The organism is Burkholderia sp. AU45251, from assembly GCF_030482905.1.
Taxonomy (GTDB): Bacteria; Pseudomonadota; Gammaproteobacteria; order Burkholderiales; family Burkholderiaceae; genus Burkholderia; species Burkholderia aenigmatica.
On record NZ_JAUJQH010000029.1, the window covers coordinates 1 to 19276 of the forward strand.

Below are 19276 nucleotides of genomic sequence, written 5' to 3' on the forward strand. Positions count from 1 at the left end.
CTTCGGCGACAACCTGCCGAAGACGCGCTCGGGCAAGATCATGCGTCGCCTGCTGCGCTCGCTCGCGAAGGGCGAGGCGATCACGCAGGATACGTCCACGCTCGAGAATCCGGCCATCCTCGAGCAGTTGAACCGCTCGATGTGACACCACCCGCCGCGGCGGGCGTTCCGCATCGCCGCGGCGCCGGAGCGCGGCCGTATCCGGCCCGCGAGAAGCATCGCCGTGCGTTCCCCGACGGCACGGCATGCAGGCGGCTCGAATCGATTCCGCCGCCTCGCTTTTAATTAGTTATACGTATTACAGAACTCAACAAAACGGAGACAGACGATGAACGGAAGGACACGGATGATTTGCGCGGCACTGCTGGGCGCAGCGGCAAGCACGAGCAGCTTCGCTCAGAGCAGCATCACGCTGTACGGCGACCTCGACGCCGCATTGCTTTATACGAGCCGATCGCTCGACTCCGCAACCGGTGGCAACGCCGGACGCCAGTTCGCGCTGACCGACACCGGCATGACGCCGACCAATTTCGGCATGACGGGTACCGAAGATCTCGGCGGCGGGTTGCATGCGAGATTCAAGCTGGAAAGCGGCTTCAACATCACGGACGGCGCGTTCGGCCATTCGAACGGCAACTTCTTCGGCCGCCAGGCGTGGGTCGGAATCGACGGCGGATTCGGCGAGACGAAGGTCGGCCTGCAGTTCTCGCCATTCGTGCTCGCGGTGCTCGGATCGGATCCCCGCAATATCTCGCACTTCGGCGCCGCGCTGATCCCTTACGTCGACAATGTGCTCGTCACGGGCCTCTTTAACCCGAATGCGATTTCGTACACGAGCCCGACGATCGCCGGGCTGACAGGCAGCGCGATGTTCGGATTCGGCGGAAAGGCCGGCGATTTCCAGGCGGGACGCCAGTATTCCGGCAGCCTCACCTATACGAATGGCGCATTCATGCTCAACGCGGCACTCTACGACGGCAACGGCGGCACGTCGCCGACGCCGGTTCCGAGCACGGTCGCATTCGTCGGCCGCACGATCGGCGCCGCCTACACATTCGGGCCCGTGACCGGCAAGGCGTCGTTCACGAGCTACAAGGTCGCCGGCTCGTTCAGCAACAACGTGTATAGCGCCGGTTTCGACTATCGCGTCACGCCGGCCCTCGACCTGAACACCGGCGCGTGGTACACGACCGACCGCAACGATTCGCACAATCATTCGCTGCTTGCCGCGATCGGCGCCGACTACAGCCTGTCGAAGCGAACCGGCCTGTATGCGCAGGTCGGCGTCGTCAACAACCACGGCGCGATGGATACGGGCCTCGGCATAACGGGCGGCGCGCTGTTCGGATTGCCGGGCACGACGGTCGGTGTCAATGCCGGCATCCACCACGTATTCTGACGCAGCCTGCGGACGGCCGGCACACGGCCGTCCCCGCACGCCGCGAGCACGGGGAACGACGTGCTGCGCCCGGCGTCGCGCCGACCATCCAGCCTCGATGTTTACCCGACCTCAAGTCTGCGGCCGCGCTGCCGTCAAGTCAGGAGCGCACGCCCACTATCCGCCGGGAACCGGGCGGGTGCGCCCTCAAGGAGACCCAGCAACGTGAACCTTTTCGGAATCGGTCGCGGCCGCCGTTCATCACGCGCACTCGTCGGCGACATCGCCGAGCAGGCCGGCAGGCTCGGCATCGAGATCTGCGATGTGTCGGGGCACGTCGAGGAAGTCGCTGCCCGCGTCGCCCGGCAGGCGGAGGTCTGCCATACGCTGCGCGAATCGGCGGCCCTTACGTTGCGCGGCAACCACCGGATCGCCGAGGCCGCGCAGCAGGTGCGCAATGTCAGCGCCAACGCATCGAGCGCGGTCCTGCAGTCGCAGCAGACGATCGAGGCATCGCTCGCGGACATTCACGTCCTCGTCGAGGGCGTCACTGCGATCGGCAGCCAGATGGGTGCGCTCCGCGACGCGCTCGATCACGTGCGGGCCGTGTCCGAGGAGATCTCCGTCATCGCTCGCCAGACCCACCTGCTCGCGCTGAACGCCGCGATCGAGGCCGCGCGCGCTGGCGAGTCCGGCCGCAGCTTCGCCGTCGTCGCAGCCGAGGTCAAGAACCTGTCCGCCAAGACCGGGCAGGCCACGGCCCAGATCGAAACGACCCTTGCCCGCCTCGCCGAGCAGACCGAGCACCTGATCGCGGACGGAACCGACAACGCCGCGCGCGCACACCGCGTACGCGAGGGCACGCGCACGATCGGCGAAGTCGTGCACGCGACCGGGCACGCGATCACCGAGCTCGCCGGCGAAGCCGAACAGATCGCGTCGCTGACGGACGAGATCGAGACGCAGTGCCACCGCCTCGACGAACAGGTGGGCGAGATGGCGTCCGGTGTCGAAAACTCGAGCGACAACTTCTCGCAGGCCAAGGATCGGCTCGGCAATCTGCTCTCCGTCTCCGAGACACTCATCGAACTCACGGCCGCGACCGGCATCGAATCGCCCGACACGCGCCTGATCGAAACCGCACGGAACACCGCCGCCGCGATCAGCAAGCTCTTCGAGGAGGCGGTCAGCCGCGGCGACATCGCGCTCGACGCGCTCTTCGACGCGCACTACGAGCCGATTCCCGGCACCGATCCGCAGCAGTTCGTGACACGCTTCACGGCCTTCACCGATCGCGTGCTGCCGGCCATCCAGGAGCCGGTGCTCGGGTTCGACGAGCGCATCGTCTATTGCGCCAGCTTCGACAGGCAGTGCTACCTGCCTACCCACAACCGGAAATTCTCGCAGCCTCAGCGCGCAGACGCCACCTGGAACGCGGCGAATTGCCGGAACCGCCGGATCTACACCGACCGGACGGCGCGCACCTCCGTGTCGCATACCAAGCCGTTCCTGTTGCAGACCTATCGGCGCGATATGGGCAATGGTCAATTCGCGCTGATGAAGGACGTTTCCGCGCCGATCGTCGTCGGCGGACGACCATGGGGGGTCCTGAGGATCGGCTACAGCGTCTGAACCGGCGCGGGCGGGCCGCTACTGCTCCAACCCCACCGCGAGCGGCGGCTGATCGCTACGCCCGTGATAGGGGTCGGACGCGCACGGGTGCGCGCTGCTGGTCGCGATCCAGGGGTTGAAGGGGCTGCAGGCGAAGGCGGATATGGGTGATGGAAGGCTGCCCGCGCGCCGCTGTGACTGGCATCGGGAAAGAGGACTGGAGATGGATGCGGGGATTTCCGTGGAGGTCGCCTGACGGCCCGAAGCAGTCCACCGGCTTCACCGGCAACGGCAACTCGCCACGAGATCGTCAGGCAGGTACGCCTGCCCTGCTGCCGCCAGCAAGCAATCAGGTGTCGTAGTCGCCGCTGTCCCACGGCTCGAAGAAAGCCATATAGTTTCCTGGCTCCATGATGTATAGCGCCGCGTCGTCATCTTCGTCCTTGTCGTCCGCCAAGAGTCCAAACGTGACGCCGAAACGTTCGACAGAGAAAGGGGCGATCTCGATGCGACCGTACTGCACTTCGCCAAGCTCGGCCAGATACCGTTCGCAGCAGGCATTGCGTGCCGTCAGATCCATGGCGGCACGCGGACCAAAGGCTTCGATTCGCGCCTCCTGCAAGGTGCCTCCGGCATCAAACAGATAAAGCGCGACATATTCCGCGCCCGGTCGTTTCGAGGATTCGGGTACAAACGGCGTAGTCAAAAAGAACTGGCTGCCGCTAACCGTTCGGCCGACGTACTTCGCGTCGAACTCGTCATGATTGATTGCGATGCGCTCCGGCGGTGTGGCCGTCATGATGAAAATTCCTGTTGCGGGTGACGAATGGGGCTCGGACTGCACGATTCCACCCAACCGCATCGTGCAGACACGCTTCCGATGTTGCCGATCACGGCGGACGATGACGTTCGACGCTCTCGTTATCGATGGTCGGCGATCTACGCGCCGATGTCGAGCGACTGATTGCGGCCCAACGCCGCACACTCAGTCGACGCGATCGATACGTGTCACATGGCACGACCATAGCGTTTCGAAATCTTCCAATGTGATCTCTCTTCCATCGAATTCAGGATCGGCGTTGATCTCGACCAGTGGCGGCACCGGAACCGTTCCAAGCTCCGTTCCATGCGACGACCTCGCTTCGTCGGCAAATCCCACCCGGCCGTCGCGAAAAAATTCGAGCTTGCGCACCTCATAGCGATCCCGATCCAGCACCGAAACGAGTCGGACCGGCTCCGCCTCGAAAACGTGCTTCCACGCGACGTCGATTGCAATCATTTCATTTCTCGCTGCACTGTTGTCGAACGATGGCGCCGGCCGAATGCCGACCGTCTGCCCCATGTCCGCGGAAATCCACCCAGTACAAAAGAGGTCGACGCAGTCACACGACAGCCACCCAGGTGACAGGCGCGCAACCGCTATTGCTCCAACCCGACCGCCAGCGGCCGCTGATCGCTGCGCCCGTGATCGTCGACCACGCGCACCGTAAAACTGCCGGCCGTCCGCGGCTGCCAGAACAACGCATCGCCCGGCGCACTGCGCCCGGCAAATGCATCGTTGACGAACCAGTACAGCGCATGCGCGCTCGCATCGGCCGTCGCGTTGAACGCGATGCGCGTCTCCTCCGTACTCCTCACGCGCATCGCATACGTACTGCCGCGCAGCGGCGACGTGATGCGCGGCGGATCACCCTCGACCTGCCCCGCGTCGCGGCAGTCCGCATTCTGCGGCGGCCGCCGGCGCGGAATGCCGGCCTGCACGAACACCTGCTGCAGATCCGACGGCCAGAACTCGAAGATCTCCGTACGCGTGCGCTTGCCGTCGTACGGCGGACACGCGGCCTTCCCCGTCGCATCGTCGATCACGACCGGCCGGTGCACGGTGCTCACGCGAATCGGCGACGTGCCCGGAATGAACCACGTCCAGCCCTGTTGCGGACACCACTCGTTCGGCAAATCGCCGCTCGCGAGGCAGATCCGCACGCGCTTCAGCTTCGGCGGCAGCGCGCGCGGCGGCTCGACGAGCGTGCGCTCGGCATTCAGCGCATCGACGACCTGGAAGAACAGCGGCGCGGCCGCGTCGACGCCGACGAACGCCGTATTGGTCGAGTTGTCGAAGTTGCCGACCCACACGACCAGCACGTACGGGCCAAACACACCCGCCGTCCACGCATCGCGGAACGACCACGACGTACCGGTCTTCCAGTAGACGGGCACGCTCGATGGCTGCGCGCCGCTCGTCTCGTCGGGGCGCAGGTGCTGGCGCAGCATGTCCATCGTCATGTAGCTCGCCTCGGCGCTCAACAGGCGCCGGCCGGGCAGCGCCGGTTCGTCCGCGCGCAGCCGCAGCGGCCGGAACTCGCCGCGATTCGCGAGCATCGCGTAAAGCGCCGCGAGATCCTGCATCGTCACTTCGCCGCCGCCGAGCACGAGCGCAAGCCCGTAGTGCTGCGCACTCGCGAGCCGGCGCACGCCGGCTTCCTGCAGGAACCGGTACAGGTCCGGCGACTTGAGCTGCGACGCAACCCACACGGCCGGCACATTGCGGCTGCGGTTCAGCGCATCGGTCGCGGTGATCGGCCCGAGGAAATGGCCGTCGAAATTCTCCGGCGCATACGGGCCGAACGCAGTCGGCACGTCGCGCAGCACGGTCTGCGGATGCAGCACGCCCTGGTCGAAGCCAAGCGCATAGATGAACGGCTTGAGCGTCGAGCCCGGCGAACGCCGCGCAAGCGTGCCGTTCACCTGCCCGTCGATCGTGCGGTCGAAGAAGTTCGCGGAGCCGACGAGCGCCTTCACGCCCATGTCGCGCGTATCGACAAGGATCGCCGCCGCGTTGCGCACGCCGCGCGTATCGTTGCGCGCGACATAGCGTGCGATCTGCCGTTCGAGCGTGCGCTGCAGGTCGAGATCGAGCGTCGTCACGAGCCGCGCGCCAGCGTCGTGGTCGTCCGCCGCGCCGCCCGAGGTCGTGCGCCACGCGCTGCGTGCGGCGAGCGCCTGATCGACCGCATGCGGCGCGTCGAACGGCAGCGCGGACAGCGGCCGCATCGCAAGCGGCAACGCGAACAGCGGCTTGAGCGACGCATCGCCCGGATGCTTCGTCAGCCAGCGCGCATACAACCGGTTGCGCGACGCGGCCAGCGCGCGGTTGATCTCGTCCTGCCCGCCGCGCACGCGCCGCGCCGGGTCCTGCGGAATCACCGCGAGCGCGAGCGCCTCGGGCAGCGTCAGCGCATCTGGCATCCGGTCGAAATAGACGACGCTCGCGGTGCCCGCGCCTTCGACGTTGCGGCCGTACGGCGCGTCGTTCAGATACGCTTCGAGGATCTGCCGTTTCGAATAGAAAAGTTCGAGCTGCACCGCGCGTGCGACCTGCTCGAGCTTGCCGGTCGGCGTGCGCGTGTTCAACCGCCACAGCGAGCGCGCGAGCTGCATCGTCAGCGTCGAGCCGCCCTGCGGATTGCCGCCGCGCACATAAGTGATCCATGCGCCGCGTGCGAGCCCGTACGGGTTGAAACCGGGATGCCACCAGAACCAGCGGTCCTCATGCAGCATCACGGCTTCGACGAGCTGCGGCGACATCCGGTCGAGCGGCACCCACAGCCGGTAGCGGTCGTCCTTCGCGAGCGTCAGGCGCAGCAACCGGCCCTGCGCGTCCGTCACCGCAACCGACGACGGCTTCCAGTCGCGCAGCGGCGGATGCGGCCACAGCCGGCACGCGGCCAGCGCGCCGAATACGAGCAGCGCGCCGGCGATCCAGTTCTGCCAGCGATGCAACCAGCGGCCGGCGCCGTGCAGCGCGCGCCGGAGCACCGAAACGTCGTCAGCCACGCGCGGGCGCTCCTCGCCCCCGGCGCGGCAGGTCACGACGTGGCGTCCTCATCGTCATCGCACGCGCTCCACCGTCAGCGTCGTGTCGCCCGGCGCCTGCGCCTGCACGCGGCGGTCGTACATCGACTCGCCGTATGCCGGCGGCGCGATGAAGCGGCCCGCGTTGCTCGCCTTGATCCGGTAGACGAACTCGCGCACGTCGGTCGTCGCGGTGCCGTAGATCACCACGCGATCCTCGCGAACGTCCGCGAACTGCGGCTGCCACGTGGAACCCTTCACGCCGATCGGCGAACGCCACGGTGCATCGGCCACCGGCGCCGACGCGCCGCCATCGCCGTTGCTGTCGCCGTCCTGCGTGTCGGTCACGGGCGGCGGCGCAATCACCGGATCGAAGCCGCCCGGCAGCAGGTCGACGATCGCAACGTTGCCGACGTTCGCCGAGCCCGTTGCACGGATCTTCAGGTGCACGTCGATCTCCTGGCCGAGCGTGATCTTGTCGAGCGGCTTGCCGTCCGTGCCGGTGTAGTTGCGCACGATCTCCAGCCCGTTCTTGATCGCCTTCGTCGACGTGCCGCGATCGTAGCCCGACTGGCTCGAGACCCACCACGCGGGCAGCGTGCTGCCGTTCACGAAGTCGACACGCGACGCACCGCCCGACCACGTGCCCGAGCGCACGAGGTTCGCCTGGATCGACGACACGTCCTTCGGCGCGGTGCCCGCACGCACCTCGTCGATCGCGAGCTGGTCGAGCTGGCCCGCACTCGACGCCGCATACGCATCGAGCGCGAGGATCGTCATCGCCGACGACAGCGTGTTGTAGCGGTTGTCGACGAGCGGCGCGGCGAGGTTGTCCATCGCGCGCGGCGACAGCTTGCGCACGCGCTCCGGGAAGTGCTTCGCGATCAGGTACAGCACGCTCGCGTCGCGCGTCAGCGGATCGAGGTAGTAGCCGCTCACGTAACCGCCGTCGGACGCGCGCTTGCGCTCGAGCAGCGCCTGCGGGCCGGCGATCAGTGCCGCCGCTTCCTTGTCCTGCTTCAGCAACTGATACGACGCGGCGAGCCACGCGGCCGCGAGATCGTTCTTCCAGTCGTTCGGATACGCATCCTGCAGCCGCTTCTGCACGGCCGCGAGGCTGTTGGTCGTCACGTTGCCCTGGCGCGTCAGCAGATACACCGCGTACGCGCGCTGCCGCAGCAGGTCGAGCGAGCCGAGCGAATCGTTCGCCGCGAGCTTCTGCAGATACTGGTTGCCCGCGTCGAGCATGTCCTTCGGCACCGCGATCCCGCGCTCGCGCGCGTCGAGCAGCACGTGCATCGCGTACGCGGACACGAACGGATCGGCATCGGGCGTCGCGCTCCACAGGCCGAACCCGCCCTGCGCGTTCTGCCGGCTGCGCAACACGCCGAGGAACTGCGTAATCGCCGCTGCGTTCGTCGCGTCGGCACCCGGGTCGGTCGCATGCATCGCGCTCGTCAGCGCGCGCACCGACAGCCACTTCGCCGCGAACACGCGCGGCACGGCCGCGCTCACCATCTGCTCGCTGCAGTAGTGCTCGAAGTTGACGAGATACGACGACAGCCCTTCGGACAGCACGAGCGGCGCGGTCGAGATGCTCGCGTCGCGCGACGCATACGCGTCGTACATCGACCTCAGGTTCGGCACGTTCGCCTTCTTGCCCGGATCGAGCCGCGCGATATCGAGCTGCGTGCGGAACGCGGCGGCCGGGCGCACCGACACGTCGACGCGCTGCTGCGCACCCTTCGCGCCGTAGCGCGCGCCGAACGACAGCGCGCCCGAGCCGAGCGTGTCAGTCGCCTTCACGCGGAACATCGCGACGCCCTCGTGCTGCGGCGCGAGCGCGACGTTCTGCGTGGCCGGCCCGATCACCTGCAGCTGCGGGCCCGTCTTCAGCGTAACCGCGACCGGCACCGGCTGGTTGCCGCCCCCCGTCAGGTTGTTCGCGACACCAACACTGACGTCGGCTTCGTCGCCCGGTGCGAGCGTCGTCGGCACGTTCGGCGACAGCACGAAATCGCCGCGCACGGTCGTCGCGCCTTCGAATGTGCCGACCAGGTCCGGCGACACCGACACGGCCATCACGCGCAGCTTGCCGTTGAAATAGTCGGGCACCGTGTAGCTCAGGCGCGTGTCGCCGTTCACGTCGACGATCCCCGACCAATAGACGACCGGCTTGTCGCGCTTGCGCTTGAACGGGTTCAGCTGACGGCCGATCGCATCGTCGGCGTCACCACCCGGCGCGGCCATCGCCATCAGCTTCTCGAAGTCCGGCAGGATCAGGTCGAGGATCTGCGACGTGCCGACTTCGAGCATCCGCTTGCGGAAGAAGAACTTCAGCGGATCGCCGAGCTTGTAGCGCGCGACCTGCAGGATGCCCTCGTCGACCGCGAACACCACGACCTTCGCGGGCTTCGCCGAATGCACGGTGAAATTCACCGTCTCGCCGGGCTTCACGAGCGCCGGCGCATCGACCGACACCGCGTTGCGGCGCGCGTCGAGGTTCACCGAGAACGGCACGACGCCGTAGCTCAGCGGGCTCATGAAGATTTCGTCGGACGACGGATCGCGGATGTATTGAACGTTGATGTAGCCGTTGCCCTCGAACCCGGCCGGCACCGTGATGTGCTGGATCGAGCTCGTCGTATCCGCATGGAACCATGCGTGCGCATACACCTTGTCGCGCTCGATCGTGATCAGGCCGCTGCCCGCGTAAGGCGCGCGGATCGCGATCTCGACCTGCTCGCCCGGCTTGAAGTCGTGCTTCGCGAGGCTCACCTGCAGCTCCGCGTTGCGGTCGAGCGAACGCGTGACGTTTGCATCGCCCGTGACCGAATACTCGATCCGGTTCACCGCGGCGCCGTCCGCGTTGCGGATCACGAGCGCGTAGCTGCCCGGCTTGTCGGTGCGCAGCGTGAAGTCGAGCCCGGCTGCCGGAATCGTCAGCGGCTTCTCGTCGACCGGCACTTCCTTCAGCCGCGAATCGTATTTGTATGCGCCGGAATCCTGCTTGGTCAGCACCGATACGTAGCGTTCCTCGACGAGCTGCGCCCGCAGGCCCTTCACGTCGATCGCCTTCGCGTTCGGATCGATCGCGACGAGCCGCACCGTGCGCGGGCTACCGCGCTTCACGTAGCCGAGATCGTCGACCGACTTGTAGCCGACGAGCCAGTCGTTGTTCGACACGAGCGTCTGCGCGTTCGCGGCGACGTTGCGCCCGCCTTCCGCCTCATAGGCCTTCGCCTGGAAATAGAGCTGGTAGGTCGCGTCCGCATACTTGTCGAGATCGAGATCGAACTCGGCATGGCCCTTGTCGTCGGTCGTGCCGTCCTGCAGCGTCGTCGTATAGCCCTCCTTCGCGCGGCGTGCGTCGAAGAAGTGATAGCCCTGCCAGCTGCGGAACGACGGCCACACCGGGCGCAGCGTCAGCGTCGCCGCGACGCGGCGCTTCTCCGCCGGCGTGCCGAACAGGTTCTGCGCATCGACGATGCCCTTCAGCCCCTTCGGCTTCACCCACCCTTCGACGACCTGTTGCGACAGCTTCGCATCGACCTTCATCCGGTCGGGCAGGAACTCCTTCACCTGCACTGTCGTGCTGCCGATCGGCTCGGCGCCGGGCTGGCCGTCCTTGACGATATACAGGTTGACCGTCCATGTGCCGGTCGGCGCCGTTTCGGCCGTCGTATAGCCGAGCTCGGTGAAACCGGTCGCATCGACCGTCACCGGCTTGCGCTCGACGGTGATCCCGCGCGGGTCGACGATCTCCGCCTGCAGCGGCACGCCGGCCGGGCTGCGCGCCCAGCTCGCCGCGCGCACGATCAGGCCGATGTGGAACGGGTCGCCAGGGCGATACAGCCCGCGATCCGAGAACAGGTACGCGGACAATTGCCCCTGCCCCGTCGCATTGCGCTCGCCGTCGACGTCGAAACGCGAGAAATCGAGCTGGCGATCGCTGCCGGCCACCGGCAGGAACGACAGGTCGGTGTCCTTCTTCACGACATACAGCTGCGGCCGCTTCTCGCGGTCGAGCCCCTTGAACGCGGGGAAATGCACGATGCCGTCGGCGCCGGTCGTCTGCGTGAACAGCGCCTGGCCGTTCACCGCGAGCACCGACACGGTTGCGCCCGCAACCGGGCGGCCGTTGCGGATCGACTGCACGAACACGTCCTGGCTGCCGTCCAGCGCCTTCTTGACCAGCATCCCGAGATCGGTCACGACGATCAGGCGCGTGTCGCCGAGCGCATTGTCGCTGTCGTCGCCGTTGCCGTTGCCGTTGCCGTTGCTGTCGCTCGAATCGGTGTTGTCGGACTGATCCTGGCTGCCGTCGGACGCGGCATCGCCATCCTTCGCGTCGTCAGCCTTTTTCTTCTCGGCGGCCGGGTCGTACTTCGTCAGGTGCAGCAGGAACACGCCGCGCTTGCCGCCCTTCAGGTACTGGCCGAGATCGATGCCTTCGTAATGCGCCTTGCCGGGTTCGCCGGCCGGGAACGCGCGCGTCTGCACGAAGCGCTCGACGATGTGATCCTCGCTGAACGAATACGACAGCTCGGGCCGCGCGTACGTGCCGTTGTTGAAGCTCACCAGATGCTGAAGCTGGTCGGGCAGCACGCGGCCGATCTCGACCTTCATCCCCGGCAGGTTGCGCGACACGACCGACAGCCGCTTGCTGCCGCTCATCGACAGCAGCGAACCGTCGGCCATGAAGCGCAGCAGCTTCGGATAGTCGGGCACCGTGAACGCGGTCGTCACCGGCTCGGCGAGCAGGTAGCCGCCCGCCGATTTCAGGTCGCCCGCGAATCGCACGACGATACGATCGCCCGGCGTCGCGTGATACTTGAAGCTTTGCAGCGTCGCGTAGTCGTTCTCGGTGGGCACCGCTTCGAGCGGCAGCGGCTTCGACTGCTTCAACACCGCGTCGCTGATGTCGGCCACGTTCCATTCGTACGGCGGATCGTCGTCCGACTGATCGACGCCCGGCTTGCGCTTCGGCAACACCCACGCCTTGGCGCGCGCGGCCAGGTCGGCGCTGCGCACGCCGTCCGACGCTTCCGCGACGAGCACCTGCTCGGGCTCGTAGCGCTCGTTGTCGACGAGCGTCGGCGCGATGTTGGCGATCGACAGGCTGTAGAGCCCCGGCACGTCGACCGACGCGTGCAGCACCTCCGGCGTCCCGTTGCCGCCGCGCGAACTCTTCACGCCCTTGTCGAGGTCGAGCCGTGCCACCAGCGGATCGCGCGGAATCTCGAGCGGCTGCGAGTAGACCCACGCGCTCGTCTTCATCTTGTCGTAGTTGACCGTGTAGCGCAGCGGCGTCGAATTCTTGCCGTCGCGGCCGACCAGCACGAGGCCGATACGCTTCTCGAACTCGGCCGGATCGACCGGGTAGTTGAAGCGCAACTGCAGCAGCGCCTGCTTCTCCGCCGGATTGTCGGGGTTCTGGTAGAACTCATTGTTGCCGAATGTCGCGGCGAACGCCGGCAGGTCGAAGGCGAAACGGTCGTCGTGCATCGTCACCTGCGGCGCGAACACCCGGTGCACCGCGAAACGCACCTCGACGTGCGCGCCGACCGGCCAGTCGGCCGCCGGCGTGAAGCGCAGCGTCTTGTCGTCGACCCACTCCCACGCGCCCTTCAGCGCGGGTGTCATCTCGATGCCGTCGCCGGCCGGCTTGCCGACCTGTTCGATCGGCGCGGCCGATTGCGCGAACACGACTTCGAGCGGATGCACGGTGATCTTCGGCTTGTCGCTCTCGTCCACCTCATAGGTGGTGATCGCCGGCGCCTTCACGGTGAAGCTGACGGTCTCGGGCTCGGGCGGCTTCGGGCGGTGCTTGAACCAGTAGCCGCCGTAGCCGAGGGCGGCCGCGAGCAGCACGAGGCCGCCGGCATGCCACGGGCGGCGGCGCACGGCCGCGACGGTGACACCCATCCACGCGGGCGCCGTCCACGACACGTCGCCGACCAGCGGCCGCAGCACGCAGCCGAGCAGCCACCAGACGAAGCCCGCCACGCGAACGGGCAGGAGCAGCAGGAAGCGCAGCAAATCCATTGTTATTTCCTTGTCAAGGACATGCTGCCGGGTGCGGCAACCTTCCCCGAATCGTTATGGGTCTTGTGACGGCGCGGCCCGGTTGCGCCGTAAATACTTGGTATGTTCGACCGGATGCTGGGCGCCATTATCGATCAGACCCGAAACGATGGAAATATCGGCGTGCCGGCGCGCAACGCTGCCGGATAACCGGCCGGTCGGCCGGATTTCGGCTCGCCAGCCAACCGCTGCGCGCGGTCGCGCGGCGTTCGCTAGAATGCGCGGCTCGGCATGATTCGAATCGAAATGAAAGGAAAACGCTTGAAACTCCCGTTCGAATGGCAAATCGGGCTGCGCTACGCGCGCGGCGGCCGGCGCTCGGCCGGCGACGGCTTCGTGTCATTCATTGCCGGCGCCGCGATGGCCGGCATCGCGCTCGGGGTTGCCGCGCTGATCGTCGTGCTGTCGGTGATGAACGGATTCCGGACCGAAGTGCGCGACCGGATGCTGTCGGTGCTCGCGCACGTGGAAATCTTCTCGCCGACCGGCGCAATGCCCGACTGGCGGCTCACCGCGCACGAATCGCTGCAGAATCCGGCGGTGCGCGCCGTCGCGCCCTATGTCGATGCGCAGGCGCTGCTGACGAACGCGGGCAGCGTGACGGGCGTCGCGCTGCGCGGCATCGATCCGGTGCTGGAGCCGCGCGTGTCCGAGATCGCGCGCAAGCTGAAGACCGGGCGGCTCGATGCACTCGTGCCGGGCGAGATGGGGATCGTGCTCGGCTCGGCGCTGGCCGACGCGCTGCACGTGAAGATCGGCGACCGCATCACGTTCTTCGCGCCCGGCAATACCGCGCGCATCGGCGACGCGCTGCCGCAGTTCCGGCAGTTCAACGTGGTCGGCACATTCGAGTCGGGCCACTACCAGTACGACAGCGCGCTCGCGTATATCCATCTCCGCGACGCGCAGACACTGTTCAACGTGCGCGCGCCCACCGGCATCCGGCTGCGCCTCGATGACCTGCAGCGCGCGCCGGACATCGCACTGGAACTGTCGCGCACGCTGTCGGGCGAGCTCTATATCCGCGACTGGACGCGGCAGAACCGCACGTGGTTCGAAGCCGAGCGGCTCCAAAAGCGCATGCTGTCGCTGATCCTGATGCTGATCGTCGCGGTCGCCGCGTTCAACCTCGTGTCGTCGCTCGTGATGACCGTCACGCAGAAGCAGGGCGACATCGCGATCCTGCGCACGCTCGGCGCGCCGCCCGGGTCGATCATGAAGATCTTCGCGATCCAGGGGATGACGATCGGCCTCGCCGGCACGCTGGCGGGCGTCGCACTCGGCTGCGCGATCGCTGTGAGCATCCCGTGGGTGCTGCCGGCGATCGAGCAGTTGCTCGGCATCCGCTTCCTGACGCCGTCCGTGTACTTCCTCAGCTCGCTACCGTCGAAGCTCGCGATGACCGATGTGATCGAGATCGCCGCGGCCGCGTTCCTGATGTCGTGCGTCGCGACGCTCTACCCGAGCTGGCGTGCCGCACGGGTACGTCCGGCCGAAGCGCTGCGCGACGAATAGGCGCGCGGCGCACGGCTCTGCGACGCGCGCCGTCATGCGATCTCGTGCAAACCGATGCTGTTGCGGCCGTTCAGGATGTCCTCGAACGCAGCCTCCAGGCCGACGTCGATCAGGCCCGCGCGCCTGCCGTAGGTCTTCTGCCCCGCATCGTCGACGAAGATCGCCGCGCCCGACGACAGCTGGCGATCGGTATCGAGCAGCGCGAGCGTGCCGCGCGCGCTGCCGGCCGACTGCTCGAACTTCAGCGGCGTGCCGTCCTGCGTGATGAAATGCCCGCCGGCCTCTTCGAACTTCTGGTTGCGCGCGACGGACGTATTGATCTCCTTCATGAAGAGAAAGTCCGCGTCGGCGCGCTGGCTGGCCACCTTGCGATCGTCGTCCGTGAACGTCTCGCCCACGGCGGCCGCGCCCTGCTCGGCAAAGTCGACGGCCTGCCGGTGAAATTCGCGCGTCGCGAGCACGAGGCCCGCGTTCGCGTTCAGCGTCGACTCCACCCACGCGCGATCGCTTTCCGTCATCGTCTTCGACACGACCTCGATCCGGCCGTTGCCGGTCTTGAAATCGAACTGCGTGTCGGCCAGATCCGGACGCTTCGCGATGATCTCGTGCAGGCTCGTCGCGAGCTGGCTGGTGACGCCGCGCAGCTTCGTCGACAGGTCGCCCAGCATCGACATCTGCTTCATGCGCGCCGCGTGCATCGCGTCCTGATCCAGCGCCCGGATGGTGATCGGCGTGTCCTGCTGCCCGGACGCCGCGTCCGTCTGCGGGCGCCCGTCGAGCGCCGCTTGCTGCGCCATCTGCACGAGCGAAAGGCCGCTCGCTGCCGTGACTGAAGTCGTCATGCCCTCTCTCTCCTTTCAATCCGTTTTTTACCGTTTACGGAAAGATTTCCCGGAAATTTAGACCGGTCTCGCGTCAATCGCTGGGCGCGCATCAAAACTTTGTTTGACTCAAACTAAAAAAGTTTGACACCAAGATTTCACTGAGATAAGTTTGGCGCAAGCTTCCGGAAAGCATTCCGGCCAGCCCCGCCGACTCGCGTCGCGCTTTCCTGCCGTTGCAGCACCGCCGTTCGCAACATCCCCGCCTCATCGCATCGTGCCGTTCCGTTTCGTCTGAAACCTGAAGGAAGATCGGGCATGCCCGTATTTGATTCGCACTCCTGCACTCATTTCGCGCCGCCGGCCTCGCATCGACCGGGCGGCACGAATCAGCCGCCGCGCTGACGCTTTCCGGTCGGGGCGATGCAGTCGCCTCGACACCAGCCGTGACACCCGGGCATCACGCCCGGCGCTTTCGAAGGTGCCGTTCCGTTTCATCCGATGCAGCACCCGGCCGGGCCGCAGGGGGCATATCGCGGGCCGTCCGGTTCCAGACAATCACAACAAGAGGTCGACAATGGACATTCATCGAACCGGATTGCGTCGCGCGTGGCTTCCCGCGCTCGTTGCAGCCACGACGCTCGCCGCGTGCGGCGGCGACGACGGCGGCAGCGTCGCGGGCGTTTCCGCACTCGCACAGGGCCAACAGGAGGGGGCCGCCGCATCGGCGGCCGACAAGCAGTCGCTCGCATCGCGCATCTCGCCGTCCGGCGTCCCGTACGCCAATCCGGCCAGCGGCGGCCGCTACCGGCCCGTGATCGCGAACGGCCAGGTGCAGCCGTCGCTGTCGGGCGGCACGATCGAGGAGAACGCGTGGGTCGACACGCCGGTCGATTCCGACGGCGACGGCACGCGCGACCGCATCCACGTGCGCATCGTGCGCCCCACCGAAACCGCGAACGGCGCGCGCACGCCCGTCATCGTGCTCGCGAGCCCGTACTACGCGGGCCTCGCCGACAGCCCCGACCACAACGTCGACGTCGAACTCGACGGCACCCCGCATCCGGCCGCCACTGCGGCAACGGCGGCGACCGGCGCCTCCGCACGGATCATGGCCGCCGCGCCGCAGGTGCGGATGCTGCAGCAGGTCGAAGCGGCCGCCGCAGGACGCTCGTGGATCGAGGGCTACTTCATCCCGCGCGGCTTCACGATCGTCTACGCGGATTCGCTCGGCACCGCCGGCTCGGACGGCTGCCCGACGATCCTCACGCGCGACGAATCGGTCGCGATGGCATCGGTGATCCGCTGGCTCGGCCGCGACGCAACCGCGAAGGACGCGAACGGCAAGACGGTCGTCGCGAACTGGTCGACGGGCCACGTCGGCATGTACGGCGTGTCGTACGACGGCACGCTGCCGAAGATGGTCGCGAGCCTGCGCACGCGCGGGCTCGACGCGATCGTGCCGGTCGCCGGGCTGACGAACATGTACGGCTACTACCGCTCGGGCGGGCTCGTGCGTGCGCCGGAAGGCTATCAGGGCGAAGACGTCGACGTGTACATCAAGGCGCTGCTGACGAACGCGCATCCGGAGCGCTGCACGCACCTGATCGACGAAGCATTGCAGCAGGAGGACCGCAAGACCGGCGACTATTCGCCGTTCTGGGCCGCGCGCGACATCCCGACCGCGTACGCGGTCGCGCCTGCGCTCGTCGCGCAGGGGCTGACCGACGACAACGTGCGCGTCGACCAGTCGACGGCGTGGCATCTCGCGATGCGGCGCCAGGGCGTGCCGACGCAGCTGTGGCTGCATCGCCTGAAGCACACCGACCCGACCCGCGTGCCGGCGATGGCCGATGCATGGACCGCGGAAGTGAACCGCTGGTTCACGCGCTACCTGATCGGTTTCGACAACGGTGTCGAACGCGATCCGCGCGCGGTGATCGAGCAGGCGGACGGCACGCTGCTGAAGGAAGCGGACTGGGCCGCACGCCGCGCCACGCCGGTCACGTATTTCGCGGGCGGCGACGGCGCGGGCACCGGCACGCTGTTGCGGCTGCCGAGCGGCGGCCCGCTCGCGCGCTTCACCGACGATGCGCGCATTACCGCGCTCACGCTGGCGAACGCGCCGACAGGCGAGAACCGCAGCCGGTTCGAAACCGCGCCGCTCACGGCCGCGACACGCCTGTCGGGTTCCGCGACCGCACGCGTCAGGCTGACCTTCACGGCCGTGGCCAACGTGACGGCCCTGCTGGTCGATCGCGCGCCGGACGGTACGGCCACGATCGTCACGCGTGCGTGGACCGATCCGCGCAACCGGTTCTCCGAGTGGCGCTCGGAACCCGTGCTGCCCGGGATGCCGTACGACCTGAAGCTGACCTTCATGCCGCGTGACTACAAGCTGGAAGCCGGCCACCGGCTGGGCCTCGTCGTGCTGTCGAGCGACAACGAGGCCACGCTGCGTCCGACGCCGGGCACCGGGCTGACGCTGGACCCGGCCGGCACGTCGGTGACGGTGCCGCTGGTGTCGTCGCCAACGGGCGCGTAGCCGCACGCCGGCTTCCGGCACAATGGCACCGTCTCCCCCACCTGCGCGCCCGTCGGCGCAGGCGGGGGATCGCTGCAAGAAGGGATCACCTGCGCTAGGCTGCGAAAGTCGAACGCCAACGGTGAACCCGAATGATCCCCATCAGCGCGAAAGCCATCGTCCGTGACGGACGCTCGGTCCTGTTCCTGCGCAATCCGCGCGACGAATGGGAGTTGCCGGGCGGCTGGCCCGAAGCCGGCGAATCGCTCGAAGAAGCCGTCATACGCGAAGTGCAGGAAGAATGCGGGATCGTCGCCTCGGCGATCCGCTACGTGGCGAGCCGCTCGTGCGAGGTCGTGCCGGGCAAGCGCGTGCTCATCGTGTGTTTCCAGTGCCAGGTCGATCGGCATGCAATCGTCCTGAGCGACGAGCACAACCAGTTCGCCTGGATCGACCTCGATGCCGACAAGCCGGCGAACCTGCCGGACTTCTATTGGACATTCTGCAGGCAGGCGGACTGATTCGCGCCCGCCCTTCCGCAATCACACCGGCGTCAACACCGGCTGCCCGGCGAAATGCCGCGCCGCGTTGTCGAGAAACTGCCGCACCGAACGGTCGAGCGCCTCGGGCGACCAGCCGCCCATGTGCGGCGTCAGCACGACGCTGTCGAGATCCGTCAGCGCGCGCGGCGGCTCGGGTTCGCCTTCGTACACGTCGAGCCCCGCGCCCGCGATGCGCCCGTCGCGCAACGCCTCCGCCAACGCAGCGGTATCGACAACGCTGCCACGTGACACATTGACGACGAACCCGCCGGGGCCGAGTGCCTCGAGCACCGCGCGATCGATCAGATGCCGCGTGCCCGCGCCGCCCGGCGTTGCGACGATCAGGAAATCGGCCCACTGCGCGAGCGCGTCGACGCGGTCGAAATAGCGGTAGGGGACGTTCTTCTCCGACCGGTTGTGGTAACCGATCTCGATGTCGAAGCCGGCCGCGCGGCGTGCGCACTTCTCGCCGATCTTGCCGAGCCCGACGATGCCGAGCTTCTTGCCCGACACGTTCGGCGGCATCGCCAGTCCGTCGCGCCATACGCCCGCGCGGGTTTTCGCATCGAGCTGCACGACATTGCGCACGGCCGCGAGCAGCAGCGCGAACGCATGATCGGCAACGCAATCGTCGTTGGTGCCGGCGCCCGTGACCACGGCAATGCCGCGCGCCTTGGCATGCGTCACGTCGATGTGCTCGTAGCCGGCGCCGAGCGCGCTGACGAACGTGAGTTGCGGAAGACGATCGATCTCGGCGGCAGTGAGACCCGTGCTGCCGTTGGTCAGCACCGCGCGTATCGTGTCGCCGTGTTCGGCGATCGCGCGTTCGCGTGCTTCGGATGTCGGGGCATAGCGCACGTCGAACGACGCGGCGATCTCGCGATGCGCGTCGCCGCGCAAGGCGATCAGAACCAGCAACTCGGGCTTCATGTCAGGAAGTGTCTGC

11 protein-coding genes and 1 pseudogene are annotated in these 19276 nt (G+C 67.3%); 6 read left to right on the forward strand and 6 right to left on the reverse strand.

The annotated features are described in order from the left end of the window. The first annotated feature begins 328 nt into the window (after positions 1 to 328). The 3 genes and pseudogenes from QZM67_RS34215 to QZM67_RS40000 all read left to right on the forward strand — a co-directional run. Positions 329 to 1399, forward strand: coding sequence for a porin (locus tag QZM67_RS34215; RefSeq protein WP_301810227.1), 1071 nt, complete (start codon positions 329 to 331; stop codon positions 1397 to 1399). Positions 1400 to 1603: 204 nt separating this feature from the next. Further along, positions 1604 to 3010, forward strand: a complete 1407-nt coding sequence (locus QZM67_RS34220) for a methyl-accepting chemotaxis protein (protein ID WP_301810362.1) — start codon at positions 1604 to 1606, stop codon at positions 3008 to 3010. A gap of 70 nt (positions 3011 to 3080) precedes the next feature. Then, positions 3081 to 3158 (forward strand): annotated as a pseudogene (locus QZM67_RS40000) (XRE family transcriptional regulator); the annotation flags it as partial. A gap of 180 nt (positions 3159 to 3338) precedes the next feature. On the opposite strand, the gene QZM67_RS34225 reads toward QZM67_RS40000, so the two are convergent. The 4 genes from QZM67_RS34225 to QZM67_RS34240 all read right to left on the reverse strand — a co-directional run bounded on the left by QZM67_RS34225 (position 3339) and on the right by QZM67_RS34240 (position 12889). Beyond that, positions 3339 to 3788, reverse strand: a complete 450-nt coding sequence (locus QZM67_RS34225) for a hypothetical protein (RefSeq protein WP_301810229.1) — start codon at positions 3786 to 3788, stop codon at positions 3339 to 3341. A 186-nt stretch (positions 3789 to 3974) separates the two neighbouring features. Beyond that, positions 3975 to 4331 carry a hypothetical protein gene (locus QZM67_RS34230; protein WP_235996194.1) on the reverse strand — a complete coding sequence of 119 codons (357 nt, stop codon included), beginning with the start codon at positions 4329 to 4331 and terminating at the stop codon, positions 3975 to 3977. A 77-nt stretch (positions 4332 to 4408) separates the two neighbouring features. Continuing rightward, positions 4409 to 6823 (reverse strand): penicillin-binding protein 1C, encoded by a 2415-nt coding sequence (gene pbpC / locus QZM67_RS34235; protein ID WP_301810233.1) that lies wholly within the window; start codon positions 6821 to 6823, stop codon positions 4409 to 4411. A 54-nt stretch (positions 6824 to 6877) separates the two neighbouring features. After that, positions 6878 to 12889: an MG2 domain-containing protein gene (locus tag QZM67_RS34240; protein ID WP_301810235.1), complete on the reverse strand. Its 6012-nt coding sequence runs from the start codon at positions 12887 to 12889 to the stop codon at positions 6878 to 6880. Between the two features lie 285 nt (positions 12890 to 13174). Here QZM67_RS34240 and QZM67_RS34245 point away from each other — a divergent pair, with 285 nt between their 5' ends. Beyond that, complete coding sequence (locus tag QZM67_RS34245; RefSeq protein ID WP_301769286.1) at positions 13175 to 14443, forward strand: lipoprotein-releasing ABC transporter permease subunit; 1269 nt, start codon at positions 13175 to 13177, stop codon at positions 14441 to 14443. Positions 14444 to 14475: 32 nt separating this feature from the next. Here QZM67_RS34245 and QZM67_RS34250 read toward each other — a convergent pair whose 3' ends face one another. After that, positions 14476 to 15285, reverse strand: a complete 810-nt coding sequence (locus QZM67_RS34250; RefSeq protein ID WP_301810238.1) for a hypothetical protein — start codon at positions 15283 to 15285, stop codon at positions 14476 to 14478. 556 nt (positions 15286 to 15841) lie between these two features. Here QZM67_RS34250 and QZM67_RS34255 point away from each other — a divergent pair. Together QZM67_RS34255 and QZM67_RS34260 are read left to right on the forward strand one after the other, a co-directional pair. Continuing rightward, positions 15842 to 17809: a Xaa-Pro dipeptidyl-peptidase gene (locus QZM67_RS34255; protein ID WP_301810240.1), complete on the forward strand. Its 1968-nt coding sequence runs from the start codon at positions 15842 to 15844 to the stop codon at positions 17807 to 17809. A gap of 131 nt (positions 17810 to 17940) precedes the next feature. Continuing rightward, positions 17941 to 18309, forward strand: a complete 369-nt coding sequence (locus QZM67_RS34260) for an NUDIX domain-containing protein (protein ID WP_301810243.1) — start codon at positions 17941 to 17943, stop codon at positions 18307 to 18309. 21 nt (positions 18310 to 18330) lie between these two features. Here QZM67_RS34260 and QZM67_RS34265 read toward each other — a convergent pair whose 3' ends face one another. Beyond that, positions 18331 to 19260, reverse strand: a complete 930-nt coding sequence (locus tag QZM67_RS34265) for a 2-hydroxyacid dehydrogenase (RefSeq protein WP_301810365.1) — start codon at positions 19258 to 19260, stop codon at positions 18331 to 18333. Positions 19261 to 19276 lie beyond the last annotated feature (16 nt).

What these genes read in the sequence shown, in the direction of transcription:
- QZM67_RS34260 (WP_301810243.1), top strand. Translation starts at nt 17,941, where the DNA reads ATGATCCCCATCAGCGCGAAAGCCATCGTCCGTGACGGACGCTCGGTC.
- QZM67_RS34230 (WP_235996194.1), bottom strand. Translation starts at nt 4,331, where the DNA reads ATGGGGCAGACGGTCGGCATTCGGCCGGCGCCATCGTTCGACAACAGT.
- QZM67_RS34215 (WP_301810227.1), top strand. Translation starts at nt 329, where the DNA reads ATGAACGGAAGGACACGGATGATTTGCGCGGCACTGCTGGGCGCAGCG.
- QZM67_RS34265 (WP_301810365.1), bottom strand. Translation starts at nt 19,260, where the DNA reads ATGAAGCCCGAGTTGCTGGTTCTGATCGCCTTGCGCGGCGACGCGCAT.
- QZM67_RS34250 (WP_301810238.1), bottom strand. Translation starts at nt 15,285, where the DNA reads ATGACGACTTCAGTCACGGCAGCGAGCGGCCTTTCGCTCGTGCAGATG.
- QZM67_RS34240 (WP_301810235.1), bottom strand. Translation starts at nt 12,889, where the DNA reads ATGGATTTGCTGCGCTTCCTGCTGCTCCTGCCCGTTCGCGTGGCGGGC.
- QZM67_RS34225 (WP_301810229.1), bottom strand. Translation starts at nt 3,788, where the DNA reads ATGACGGCCACACCGCCGGAGCGCATCGCAATCAATCATGACGAGTTC.
- QZM67_RS34255 (WP_301810240.1), top strand. Translation starts at nt 15,842, where the DNA reads ATGGACATTCATCGAACCGGATTGCGTCGCGCGTGGCTTCCCGCGCTC.
- QZM67_RS34245 (WP_301769286.1), top strand. Translation starts at nt 13,175, where the DNA reads ATGAAAGGAAAACGCTTGAAACTCCCGTTCGAATGGCAAATCGGGCTG.